General features: G+C 64.9%; 12 protein-coding genes. 4 read left to right on the forward strand and 8 right to left on the reverse strand.

Translation table 11 applies throughout. From position 1 onward, the window contains the following. Positions 1-23: 23 nt before the first annotated feature. From B6S01_RS15920 to B6S01_RS15935, 4 genes are all read right to left on the reverse strand, one after another. Positions 24-983 (reverse strand): DMT family transporter, encoded by a 960-nt coding sequence (locus B6S01_RS15920; protein WP_051908508.1) that lies wholly within the window; start codon positions 981-983, stop codon positions 24-26. Between the two features lie 193 nt (positions 984-1,176). Continuing rightward, positions 1,177-1,761 (reverse strand): Rossmann-fold NAD(P)-binding domain-containing protein, encoded by a 585-nt coding sequence (locus B6S01_RS15925; protein ID WP_322788875.1) that lies wholly within the window; start codon positions 1,759-1,761, stop codon positions 1,177-1,179. 58 nt (positions 1,762-1,819) lie between these two features. Beyond that, on the reverse strand, positions 1,820-2,524 hold the full coding sequence (locus B6S01_RS15930) for a pentapeptide repeat-containing protein (protein WP_051908505.1): 705 nt from the start codon (positions 2,522-2,524) through the stop codon (positions 1,820-1,822). Beyond that, positions 2,493-2,816, reverse strand: coding sequence for a hypothetical protein (locus tag B6S01_RS15935; protein WP_051908504.1), 324 nt, complete (start codon positions 2,814-2,816; stop codon positions 2,493-2,495). Before B6S01_RS15935 ends, B6S01_RS15930 begins: the two co-directional genes overlap by 32 nt. A 169-nt stretch (positions 2,817-2,985) precedes the next feature. On the opposite strand from B6S01_RS15935, the gene B6S01_RS15940 reads away from it, so the two are divergent. Continuing rightward, the gene (locus B6S01_RS15940) at positions 2,986-3,942 is read left to right on the forward strand and encodes an SDR family NAD(P)-dependent oxidoreductase (protein WP_037468156.1); all 957 of its coding nucleotides are present in this window, start codon (positions 2,986-2,988) and stop codon (positions 3,940-3,942) included. Between the two features lie 22 nt (positions 3,943-3,964). Here the strand turns inward: B6S01_RS15940 and B6S01_RS15945 are convergent, their stop codons facing one another. The 3 genes from B6S01_RS15945 to yaaA all read right to left on the reverse strand — a co-directional run bounded on the left by B6S01_RS15945 (position 3,965) and on the right by yaaA (position 6,436). After that, the gene (locus B6S01_RS15945) at positions 3,965-4,855 is read right to left on the reverse strand and encodes a VOC family protein (RefSeq protein WP_051908502.1); all 891 of its coding nucleotides are present in this window, start codon (positions 4,853-4,855) and stop codon (positions 3,965-3,967) included. 121 nt (positions 4,856-4,976) lie between these two features. Further along, positions 4,977-5,687 carry an SDR family NAD(P)-dependent oxidoreductase gene (locus tag B6S01_RS15950; protein ID WP_037468155.1) on the reverse strand — a complete coding sequence of 237 codons (711 nt, stop codon included), beginning with the start codon at positions 5,685-5,687 and terminating at the stop codon, positions 4,977-4,979. Then, a complete protein-coding gene (gene yaaA / locus B6S01_RS15955) occupies positions 5,684-6,436 on the reverse strand; it encodes a peroxide stress protein YaaA (RefSeq protein ID WP_037468154.1) in 753 nt (250 codons plus the stop codon). Before yaaA ends, B6S01_RS15950 begins: the two co-directional genes overlap by 4 nt. A gap of 250 nt (positions 6,437-6,686) precedes the next feature. Between yaaA and B6S01_RS15960 the strand changes: the two genes are divergently transcribed. Further along, entirely contained in the window at positions 6,687-7,463 is a 777-nt protein-coding gene (locus B6S01_RS15960; protein WP_037468152.1) for a transglutaminase-like domain-containing protein, read from the forward strand. A 22-nt stretch (positions 7,464-7,485) separates the two neighbouring features. On the opposite strand, the gene B6S01_RS15965 is transcribed toward B6S01_RS15960, so the two are convergent. Then, complete coding sequence (locus B6S01_RS15965) at positions 7,486-8,826, reverse strand: dicarboxylate/amino acid:cation symporter (protein WP_037468150.1); 1,341 nt, start codon at positions 8,824-8,826, stop codon at positions 7,486-7,488. Positions 8,827-9,035: 209 nt separating this feature from the next. Between B6S01_RS15965 and B6S01_RS15970 the strand changes: the two genes are divergently transcribed. After that, positions 9,036-10,787, forward strand: coding sequence for a sensor histidine kinase (locus B6S01_RS15970; RefSeq protein WP_037468148.1), 1,752 nt, complete (start codon positions 9,036-9,038; stop codon positions 10,785-10,787). Continuing rightward, positions 10,784-12,103: a sigma-54-dependent transcriptional regulator gene (locus B6S01_RS15975; RefSeq protein WP_037468145.1), complete on the forward strand. Its 1,320-nt coding sequence runs from the start codon at positions 10,784-10,786 to the stop codon at positions 12,101-12,103. The genes B6S01_RS15970 and B6S01_RS15975 overlap by 4 nt, the downstream gene beginning before the upstream one ends. The last annotated feature ends 7 nt before the right edge of the window (positions 12,104-12,110 follow it).

Genomic DNA, 12,110 nt, shown 5'->3' on the forward strand with positions numbered 1-12,110 from the left:
GGCGGCGCGCCAGTCGCGCGCAGTCACAGTTCGTTGGGGGAAGGCGCGACCAGCGTTCGCGCCTTTCGTTCCCGCCAGATGACATAGCATCCCGCGGCACCGATGAGCGCCGCGCCGATGATGGAACTCCAGGCCGGGAATGTATCGAACAGGACAAGGCCCCACATCATCGCCCAGACGATCTGGAGATAGTCGAAGGGCGCGAGCGCCGATACCGGCGCATAGCGGACCGAGGCGGTTATCAGGATCTGGGCGATGCCGCCCAGCAGCCCGCCCAGCGTCAGCGCCACCCACACAGCGGGCGTGTGAAACTGGAAGAGAAAGGGCATGGGGAGCGCCGTCGCGATCAGGCCGGCCGTGTTGAACCAGAATACCGTCGCCGTCGCGCTTTCCGTCTGTCCGATCTGGCGCAGCGTGACGGTCACCGTCGCAGCGCCCATCGCGGCCATCAGCGCAATCGCGACGCCGAGCGCCGGAAGGGACGCGCCGCCCGGACGAACCACGATCAGCACGCCGATCAGCCCGACAACTATCGCGCCCCAACGATGCCACAGCACGCGTTCCTTGAGGAACAGCGCCGACAGCAGGGTGGCAAAGAGCGGAGCGGAGAAATTGATGACCGTCGCTTCGGCCAGCGGCAGCATGGACAGCGCCAGAAAGGTGCAGAGCATGACGGCTAGCCCCAGCCCGCTGCGAGCCGCATGCGCGCCGGGACGATTGGTGCGCACCGAAGCAAAGCCGCCGCTCACCAGCACCCAGATCAGGATGGTGGGGAAGGAAAAGAAGTTGCGATAAAAGAGAATTTCGGCAGGGTTGGTGCCGTTGAGGGAAGCATATTTGAACGCCGCCATCATGGCCGCGAACAAAGAAAGCCCGCCGATGCGCAGTGCGATGCCGCGTCCGCGATGTTCGGCGGGCCGTTGCGCGGAAGGCTGCGGTCGCTCCATCGCCTTCCGGTTGGCGTTGCCTGTTTCGCTTCGCATGGTGACGGATGTTCCTTTGGCGTCCGGGCCTCCTTTCCCCTGCCCGATTGTGCTGTCCGACGCAAATGGAGGTGACGGCCCTTGTTCCATGCACGGGATGCGGAGTACGATGGCTGCGTGGCCAAGCTATATCAGCGGTGGCGCATCCGGGCGATGTCGCCAGAGGAGATGATCCGCGTGCCGTCCGGGCCGGTCAGGGCGGCTTCGACAAGCAGATGCGCGACGGTGATCGCGGGACTGATGCGGGCCACGGGGGAAGGATGGGGGCCGCGATGCGCAGCAGCCTTTCCATCGCCTGTTCCATCGGACGGTGTTCGTTGCGGTTTCCGCCTAGCAGGCCCGGCCGAACGATGGTGAGGGAAGGGAATCCGAGCCGCGATATCTCCGCTTCAGCCTCACCCTTTGTTCTTGAATAGAACAGCGGCGCGCGCGGATTTGCGCCCATTGAGGAAGTATGGGCAAAGCGGCGTGCGCCCGCTGTTCGTGCGTGCCGGGCGATGGCCAGAACATAGTCGCGATCGATCGCGCGAAAGGCGGCGGCCGATCCGGCCTTCGCCCGCGTGGTGCCGATGGCGCAGACGACGCCATCGACGGCCCACCAGGGCGCGTCGGACGGCAAGGAAGAGCTGTCGGTCAGCGGATTGACCAGCTTGGGATGCGGCGGGAGGGGCCGGCGGGTGGGTGCGACAAGCTGGCTTACGCGATCGTCGGCCAGCATCAGCGTGAGCGCGTGACCGCCGACCAGCCCCGTTGCGCCTGCAAGAAGAATTTTCGTCATGTCGGTCCTATAGCGCATGGCAGGAGCAGGGATAAGTCGGCTGAGCCTAACCGGCTCGTCAGCGGATGTTGAGGCCCAGTTCCTTCAGAAGCTGCGCCGCCTGTTCCCGCGAAATGGTCGCGCCGCGAAAGAGGGTGGCATCGACAAGGCGCAGGCCGCCCAGATCGGCTCCGCGCAGGTCCGCTCCTTCGAAACGGCACCCTTGCATGTTGGCTTCGCGCAGGCTGGATTCGATGAAACGCGCCTGCCGGAAATCGCATTTTCGCAGATCGGCCTGCGACAGGTCGATGCGGTTCAGCGTCGTCCGGTGGAAGGACAGGGCCGGCAGCTTGGCATCGATGAGCAGCGTTTCGTCGAAACGGAGATTGATGGCCCGCACGTCGGTCAGGTCGGCGCCGGTGAGTTTGCACTGTTCGAACCGCGCGCCTTCCAGCGTGGCGCGTTTGAAGGACGCATTGTTGAAATCGCTGGCGAAGAAGGCAGCGTCGCCCAGATCGCACGCCGTCAGCTTCGCGAACGCCGCCCGGCATGATTGCCAGCGCGTGCGTTCCAGCGTGGCCCTGCTGAAATCCGCCTGCCGCAGATTGCAGCGTTCGAATGACCAGTCCGACAGATCCAGATGGGAAAAGTCCCCCTCCGCAAGGTCGCATTGGATCAGCGAATGGGGGCCTTCAAGGTGTTGGAGCGCTTCGCGGTCCAGTGCCTGATCGCGAAGGACTGGCCCGTGAGCGTCAGTTATCGCAATATTCCCAGCGGCCCGCATTGCAGGCGGCCACGGCGCGCCGCCACTGGGCCATGTCGCGCGCATGTTCGCGGCGGGCACTGGCATATCCATCGCCGCCGCTGCGCGCCTGGCGATAATCGTTCATGATCCTGGCGTCGCGTTCACGGACATAGGCCAGTTGCTGCTGGTTCATCCGCTTGATGATCGCCCTGTCGCGCGCCCGCGCCTGCGCGCTTTGCATCGACGGGTCGCGCGGATCGTCCGCAAGCGCCGCCGATGGCGCAAGCGCGGCACAGGCCGCCAACACCGACATCGCCATACCGAACTTCATTGGCCGCACCCCCTGATCCCTTTGATCGAGCTATTCCCCGGCGGCTCCTCCGACGTCAATCGATTTGCGACGAGCGGCGACAGGCGGGCGAATGCGGCGGCGCTCGCACCGCAATTCTCGGCTTGGAGGCGTCGTTCGGGGACGTTAGGGAGAGGGCACAGGAGAGATCATGACTGATAATCAGGATAATTATCCCACCGCCCGCGATGTGCTGCGCGACATGGATCTGTCGGGCCGCACCGCGATTGTCACCGGCGGATCGTCAGGCGTGGGGGTGGCGATCGCGTCCGCCCTGGCAGGCGCGGGCGCCGACGTCACGCTGGCGGTTCGGGACGTCGCGGCAGGCGAGCGCGCCGCTGCAGAGATCGCGCAGGGAGGCGCGCCGGTGCGGCCTCAGGTTGCCGCGATCGACCTGCTTTCCATGGCGTCGGTTCGCGCCTTTGCCGCGCGGTGGGGCGACCGTCCGCTTGACCTGCTCATCAACAATGCCGGGCTGATGGGGCCGCCGCTGACCCGGACCGAGGATGGCTTTGAAAGCCAGATGGCGGTCAATTATTTCGCGCCCTTCCTGCTTTCCCAATTGCTGTTGCCCAATCTGGCGGCGCGGAAGGGGCGGGTGGTGATCGTCTCTTCGGGTTCCCATCATTTCGCGGAGCTGCGGCTCGATGACCTGAATTATGAACGGCGCGACTATGAAAAGTTCGAGGCCTATGGTCATGCCAAGCTGTGCGCCAACCTGCTGGCGGTGGAATATAGCCGCCGCCATGCGGACAAGGGCGTGACCATGAATGCCGTGACACCGGGCGGCGTCGCCACCAATCTTGGCCGCCACGTGACGTTCGAGGATGCCGTGCGCCTGGGGTGGGTGAATGAGGATGGCACATTGCCCCAAGGCCGCATGAAGACGCCGGAGGAAGGCGCGGCCTCGCCGGTATGGACCGCCGTGGCGGCCGGGCTGGAGGGCAGGGGCGGCCTTTATGTCGAGGATTGCGCCCTCGCGACCATCTGGTCGCCTGCGCTGCCACCGGGATGGGGCGTGACCGCCGCCTCGCTGGATGCGGAAGCGGCGCGTCGCCTGTGGGACGTCGCCGAACCGCTTATCCAGAAAGGGTCGCGTTCCGGCTAGCCGCGGCCGGATCGCCCGCACGTCACCCCGGCGACGATACCAGCCGCATGAGTTCGATGCGCACGCCATCGGGGTCTGCGCCGTGCATCAGTTCGATCGCCGGGGTGGTCACATGCGCCTCTTCGACGAAATATCCGCCCCGCTCCGTCAGTCGGGCCGCCGTCGTTGCGGGATCGTCATCCCAGAACGCCAGGTGCGTGAGGCCAAAGCGATTGAGGGGCTGGCGCTCACGCGATCCAAAGCTGGCCGGTTCCAGCATCTTCAGCAATTCTATCGTGTTGCCTTCCGAATCCCGGATCATCTGGGCGCGCAGCTTGATATTGGGCACTTCGGTTATGGTGCTGAGCCAGTCGAAACCCTGGTCGAGGACATGATTTTCAGCGGGGCTGAACCCAAGCGCGGCATAATAGGACAAGGCGACGTCGATATCGTCCACGCAAATGCCGCTGTGCGAGAAACGCTCGGCTTCTCCCGGCGCCTGCATAAGCTCTACCCGCACGCCATCCGGGTCGGTGCAGTAAAGCATGGTCGTGCCGCCCGCTTCGAAATGGGCGCGGGTTTCTTCATGAACGGTCCCGCCCGCCTGGACGATGTGCGCGGCCCAGGCGTCGATGTCATCGACGTAAAAGGACAGATGCACCAGGCCATATTGTACCATCGGACGTCTTTCGCGCGCTCCGGTCGCGTCGGGTTGCAGGAATTTCAGAAGCTCGATCACCGGCCCATCCGGGCGCTTGAGCATGACGGCACGTAACCGAACGTCCGGGATCTGCATGGTCTTGGCCATGTCGGGGCCTTCAACGACGCCATGATCCTGATAGGGTTCAAAGCCAAGGCCCTCACGGTAAAAGCGTTCCGATGCAGCGATGTCGCTCACGCAAACCCCGCGGTGTGACAGTCGGACCATCTCCATCTCCCAAAAAAGTCGTTATGCGCCAAGGATGAACAGGCTCGCGCGCTGCCGCGCGTTCCGTCATCTGTATTTCCGAATCAGCTTCGTAGCGATCCGCGACCGGGGGAGCCAGCCTTCCCGTTCAGAACGGGACTTCTTCGCCCTGAAAATCGAAAAGCTTGCCGCTGTCGGGTGTCTTCAGCCCTTCGATCACGTCCAGCAGTTGCAGGGCGGCGCGTTCGGCATCGAACAGGCGGCCATCGGGGACATTGCCCTGAAAGGGGCGTGACAGAGCGGTGTCGACGGTGCCGGGATGCAGCGCCACGACGATCGCGCGGTCGTTGCGGCGGCGTTCCTCTATCGCGAGGGTGCGGACCAGCATGTTGAGCGCGGCCTTCGATGCGCGATAGCCGTGCCAGCCGCCGAGGCGATTGTCGCCGATCGATCCGACCCGTGCCGACAGCGCTGCAAACAGGGTGCGGCCCTGCCGTGGCATGATCGGCAGGAAATGCTTGGCGACGAGCGCGGGGCCGATGGCGTTGACCGCGTAAAGCTGCGCCAGCCAGTCGGGATCAAGATCGCGCAACGCCTTTTCGGGGCCGCGACCCCCGGCATGGAGCAGGCCAGTGGCGACGATAACCAGATTGGGCGCAGGACCGCTGGCGACATGCGCTGCTGCTGCTGCGATGCTCGCTTCGTCGAGCAGGTCGAGATGCTGCGCGCCCTTCCGCGACCGCGCGAAGCCATGAACCACGGCAAAGGCGCCCTCCTCGATCAGCGCGGCCTCCAGCGCCCCGCCGATCCCCCCGGACGCGCCGATGATGACGGCGGACGCTTTGGCAGACGCACTCATGCGCGGGTGAAGCGCCAGCGGTCCGCTTCGCTTTCGTCAGCATCGAACCGATAGCCGTCGCTGTCGAAACCGCGCATCGCCTCAACGTCCGTGATATGATGTTCGCACAGCCAGCGCGCCATCATGCCGCGCGCGCGCTTGGCGTTGAAGCTGACGAAGCGGGGGCCGTTGGGGCCGGGTTCGCGAAAATCGACGTCGATCACTCGTATGCCGGTCAACCTGTCCTTGACGGCGGCGAAATATTCCTGGCTGGCGAGGTTGAGGATGACGCCCGATCCTTCTTCCGCCAACTGATCCCGTAGCAATTGCGCGATCCGGTCGCCCCACCAGTCGGTCAGGCTTTTGTGGCGCGGCGCCCAGCGCGTGCCCATTTCAAGGCGATAGGGGCGGATGGCGTCCAACGGCCGCAGCAGGCCATAAAGGCCCGACAGCATGCGCACATGATCCTGCGCGAAGGCGACGCCCGCCTGATCCAGCGTATCGACTTCAAAGCCGGTATAGACGTCCCCGGCAAAGGCGAAGAGCGCCGGGCGTTCGGGCAGATCGTCAAAGTCCCGGAACCGATCGGCATTCAGCTTCGCCAGGCGCGGCGAGATATGCATCAGTTCCGACAGCCGTTTCTGCGTCAGATTCGCCGCCGAGCGGGCGAGGGTGCGCGCTTCCTGTGCGAAATGGGGCGTCGATGCGTCGAGTGGGGGAAGCGTGCGCTCAAAATCGAGCGTCTTGGCGGGGGAAAGCAGGGCGATCATGGCGGCGGCGGTAGCCTTAGCGGGGGCGGGCGTCAAACCGTCCGCCTGCCGAAAATATGCCTGCCGTATCGCACCGGATGGATGGAGCGAAGGCGCGCGAAAATTTTTCGCTCTGGCGCGGGCATGGCGCTTCTTTCAAGGAACCTTGGGCGGTGGTAATCGTCCCGCTTGCGCGACGTTCGCGGCCATTGGCTTTCCTGTTTCCGATGCCCGGCTTGGGCGCCCCTAACCTTTGTCAAAAGGAAGATTGATGACGCTCTCGATAGCCGTGCATCTCGACTATGAATTGACGCGGCCGATGGACATTCTGCTTCAGCTGGAAGCAGCGCAGATTCCCGAGCAGCAGGTGGAGTCGCAGTCGCTGGACCTGTCGCCGTGCGAGCATGTGGCCAGCGTCGCGGCGCAGGACGGCGTGGGCGAGCGGATATGGGTGCGCGCCGAAGACAGGCTGATCGTCGATTATCGCGCAACGGTGGCGATCAACCGCATCCTGACGCCCTGCGATACGCTGGACCGTGTTCCGCTGCATCAGCTGCCGGGCGAGACGGTGCAATATTTGATGCCGTCGCGCTATTGTCCGGCGGATCGGTTCCATGATTTCGTGGATGGCGCCTTCGCCGGGCTGGAAGGTGGCGCGATGGTCGTGGCGATGCGCGACTGGATACACGATCACCTGCGTTATGTACCCGGATCAAGCAATAGCGACACGACGGCCGCCGACAGCTTCATCATGCGCAAGGGTGTGTGCCGCGACTATGCCCATCTGCTGATCACCTTTGCCCGAGCAGAAGGCATCCCCGCGCGCATCGCCAGCGTTTACGCGCTGGGCGTCGATCCGCCCGATTTCCACGCGGTGGCGGAGGTGTTCCTGGGCGGCGAATGGCATCTGGTCGATCCGACCGGCATGGCGAGAGAGGCCGACATGGTGAAGATCGGCGTGGGGCGAGACGCCGCCGACGTCGCCTTTCTGACGGCGTTTGGCGAGGTGAAGTTCAACGCGCAGTCGGTGACCGTCGAGCGCGCGTGACGTCCTTCGCGGCTGTTTCAGATCAGGCGGCGGCGAGCGTCCGGGCCGATTCCTGTTCGGGGTCGTCGGCCACGCGGCCCGCCAGCGCATCGTCCAGCATCTGCCGGTCAAGCGCGCCTTCCCATCGGGCGACGACGATGGTCGCCACGGCATTACCGATGAAGTTGGTGAGGCTGCGGCATTCGCTCATGAAGCGGTCCACGCCCAGGATCAGCGCCATGCCCGCCACCGGCACGGTCGGCACGATGGAAAGCGTCGCCGCCAGCGTGATGAAACCCGCGCCCGTCACGCCAGCCGCACCCTTGGACGAAAGCATGGCGACCGCGAGCAGCAGGATTTCCTGCCACAGGGTCAGTTCCACGCCGGTCGCCTGCGCGATAAACAGCGCGGCGAGCGTCATGTAGATGTTGGTGCCGTCCAGGTTGAAGCTGTAGCCGGTGGGTACGACCAGGCCGACGACCGACTTTTCGCACCCGGCCCGCTCCATCTTGTCGATGAGGTTGGGCAGCGCCGCTTCCGAAGAGGATGTGCCCAGCACCAACAGCAGTTCGGCCCGCAGGTAGCGCAGCAGGCGAAAGATCGAAAAGCCGCAAAGGCGGGCGACCGTGCCCAGCACGACGATCACGAACAGCAGGGACGTAAGGTAGAAGGTCGCCACCAGCGCGCCCAGGTTGGCAAGGCTGCCGATGCCATATTTGCCGATGGTGAAGGCAATGGCGCCGAACGCGCCGATGGGGGCTGCGCGCATCAATATCGACACCAGCTTGAAGACGATCAGGCTCAGCCGTTCCAGGAAGCCGACAACCGGCTGGGCCGCTTCGCCCACAAGGCTGATGGCGATGCCGAACAAGATGGCGATCAGCAGGATCTGAAGGATGTTGCCGCTGGTAAACGCGCCGAGCAGCGTTGAGGGGATGACGTCGAGCAGAAAGCCCGTCAGCGTCGATTCATGCGCTTTCGCCGCATAGTCGGCGACCGCCGCGCCGTCGAGCGTGGCGGGGTCGATGTTCATGCCCGCACCCGGTTGAACGACGTTGGCCACGATCAGGCCGACGACCAGCGCCAATGTGGAGAAGGTCAGGAAATAGGCGAAGGCCTTGCCCGCGACCCGGCCCACCGAACCCAATTCCTTCATGCCCGCGATGCCGGTGACGATCGTCAGGAAGATGACCGGCGCGATGATCATCTTCACTAGTTTGATGAAGGCGTCGCCCAGCGGCTTGAGCGCTTCTCCCTGGGCGGGCCAGAAATGCCCCAGGATGGCGCCCGCCACGATCGCGATCAGCACCTGCACATAGAGTTGCGACGTCCATCGCCGTTTGACGGACGGGGCAGTGCCGGCGACTAAATCAGGGCGGATCATGTGCGACGCTCCATCTCTCCACAGCCGGCTATGGCTGCCGACGATTGGCACGAAGGGTCGCGCTTTCGCGCGCCGGAGACAATGGGGGAAGGGCATTTTTCTAACCCATTGATGTGGATCGACTTTTGTCCGACCGCGCGCAATCGCCGGGAATTATCGGTGCGGGTTTCCACATCGCGGGGCTGTATATTGTGTGATAATCCACACAAATGGCCGTCCGGCGATTCCCTTTATGGTCGATCCTGATCCTGCTGGCGGTGGGCGTTGCGGCCTGCTGGGCCTTCGCGGTTCGTTATGACCAGCAGGCGCGCCGGACGCTGATCGAGGACAAGCGCGAAGATGTCAGTTCGCAGGCGCGCGCGCAGCTAAGGCTGCTGGAATCGGAATTGCAGAAGTTCCGGCTGATCCCGGTCGTGCTGGGCGAATATTCCGACCTGCGCGATGCGCTGCGGTCGGGCCGCGCCGACATGGCGCTCAATGACAAGCTGGCGCTGCTGACGGGAAAGACAGGGGCGGCGGCGATCTTCATCCTGGATGCGACGGGGCGGACGATCGCGGCATCCAATGCGCGTAATCCCGACAGCTTCGTCGGACAGAATTATGCTTTCCGTCCCTATTACCAGTTGGGCTGGCGCGATGGCGGCGGCGAATATTTCGCGCTGGGCACCGTCAGCCGCCGACCGGGCCTTTATCTCGCCCGGCGGGTCGATGGTCGGGACGGGCCGATGGGCGTCATCGTCGTGAAGGTGGAGTTCGACGCCATCGAACGCGCATGGGCGGATGGGCGGACATGGACGTTCGTGGCGGACCAGAATGGCATCCTTCTGCTCAGCAGCGATCCTGCGCGCCGGTTCCTGGCGCTAAAGCCCGTGTCGCCCGCCTTGCGCCGCCAGATTCAGGACGCGCTTCAATTTGGCGGCGCGCCGCTGACGCCGGTCGGCCTGACCCTGAACCCGGATGGCAGCGCCCGTTTGCGCGGCGGGGGCGAGGCTATCGTCGCCGATATGCCGGCCCCGGTCCGTGGATGGCGGCTTTATGAGGTTGCGCCGATCGGCGACGCGCTGGCGGGCGTGAGTCAGCGGACGCGGATCGCGACCATGCTGTTCGCGATCTTCCTGGCGTTGCTGGGTGCGATCCTTGGGTGGTTCATGGCCCGCAGGCGGCGCGCGGTGCGGGATCGCGAAAGGCTGGAACGCGAAGTGGCGCTGCGTACCGAGGCGCTGGGCCATGAAATGGAGGCGCGCAGCCGGGCTGACCGGCGCTATCGGCAGGCCCGCGAGGAACTGGCCCACGCCAACCGGCTGGGCACTTTGGGCACGATTTCCGCTGGCGTGGCCCATGAAATCAACCAGCCGGTCGCCGCCATCCGCACCTTTGCGGAAAATGCCGGGCTGTTTCTGGAGCGGGAAAAGCCCGAACAGGCCAGCGCGAACCTGCGCGAGATCGTCGCCATGACCGACCGGATCGGCAGCATCACCGCGCAGCTGCGCCGCTTTGCCCGGCGGGGCGTGGGAGAGATCGGCCCCGTGCCGCTGGTGCAGGCGATAGAGGGCGTGCGGCTGTTGATCGCCGACCGGTTCCGGGGCGCGGGCGTCCGGCTGACCTTGCCCGACGTGGATCCCGGCGTGAAGGTGCGCGCCGGGCGGGTCCGGTTGGAACAGGTGCTCATCAACCTTTTGAACAATGCGCTGGATGCGGTCAGCGGTCAGCCGGATGCATGGGTCATGGTTACGCTGACCGATGAGGGCGACAGGCTGTATCTGGACGTGAGGGACAGCGGGCCGGGCATTGACCCCGCCTCGCGCGACGATCTGTTCATGCCTTTTGCCACATCGAAGCCCGGTGGCCTTGGCCTCGGCCTCCACATCGCACGGGACATCATGGTGGAATTTGGCGGTGCGCTCGACCTGGTCTCTGACGAGCTGCATACGGTGTTTCGCATGACGTTGGTGAAGGCATGACCGATACGCCGCACCTGCTGCTGATCGACGATGATGACGCGTTGCGAACGGCGCTGGCGCAGTCCTTCGATCTGGCCGACCTGCCTGTCCGCTGTTTCGCCGATGCGGGGGAAGCGCTGGGGCAGCTCGACGCGGGCTTTGCGGGAGCCGTCATTTCAGACATCCGCATGCCGCGCATGGATGGGCAGGAACTGTTTCGCCGCATTTCGGCGATCGACCATCAGATACCCGTGATCCTGATGACCGGGCATGGCGACGTTGCGATGGCTGTGTCGGCCCTGAAACAAGGCGCGTTTGACTTCATCGCCAAGCCTTTTGCCACCGATCACCTGATCGCGGCGGCGCGCCGTGCGCTGGAGATGCGGACGCTGGTGCTCGACAATCGCCGCCTGCGCGCCGCAGCCGATGAAAGCGGAGGGGGTGAACCGCTGATCGGTGAAAGCCCCGCCATGGTGCGTCTGCGCGAACATATGCGGCAGATCGCCGATGCGGACGTCGATGTGTTGATCGAAGGGGAGACGGGCACGGGCAAGGAACTGGTCGCGACCCTGCTGCACCGCTGGAGCCGTCGGCGCGGACGGCCCTTCGTTGCGATCAACTGCGCGGCCCTGCCCGATACAATCGCAGAAGCGGACCTGTTCGGGCAGGAGGGGCGCGCCCAGCTGACGCAATCCGGGCGCATCGCCCGCGCCCATCGCGGCACGTTGTTCCTGGACGAGATAGAAAGCAGTCCGGCACGGTTGCAGGGGGCGCTGCTGCGCGTGCTGGAGGAACGGGAAATTCATCCGGTCGGCGCGCAGCAGCCGCAACCGCTGGACGTGCGGGTCATTGCGGCGGCGAAGCCCGGCATCGACAGCAGCGTGGCGGAGGGGCGGTTTCGCGCGGACCTGCTCTATCGGCTCGACATGGTGCGGCTGCGCATTCCGCCCCTGCGCGACCGGCGGGAGGATGTGCCATTACTGTTTGGCTATCTGTTGCATCAGGCGGCCGATCAGTTGGGGCGGGAGGCGCCCGAAGTCGGCCCCGCCGTGCGGGCCAGGCTGACCACGCATGACTGGCCCGGCAATGTGCGCGAACTGGCCAATTACGCCAAGCGCATCCTGCTGGGGGTGGAAGCGGACGATGTGGAGCAGGACGCCGACCTCCCGCTCAGCCAGCGGGTCGATCATTATGAGGCTTCCGTCATCCGAGAGGTGCTGGAGCGCGTAAACGGCGACGCGCGATCGGCGATGGCGGCGCTGCATCTTCCCCGCAAGACATTCTACGACAAGCTCAACCGCCACGGCATCGACATTGGGGACTATAGACAGGCCTGAAAGCGGG

The sequence above is a fragment of the Sphingobium herbicidovorans genome, from assembly GCF_002080435.1.
Taxonomy (GTDB): Bacteria; Pseudomonadota; Alphaproteobacteria; order Sphingomonadales; family Sphingomonadaceae; genus Sphingobium; species Sphingobium herbicidovorans.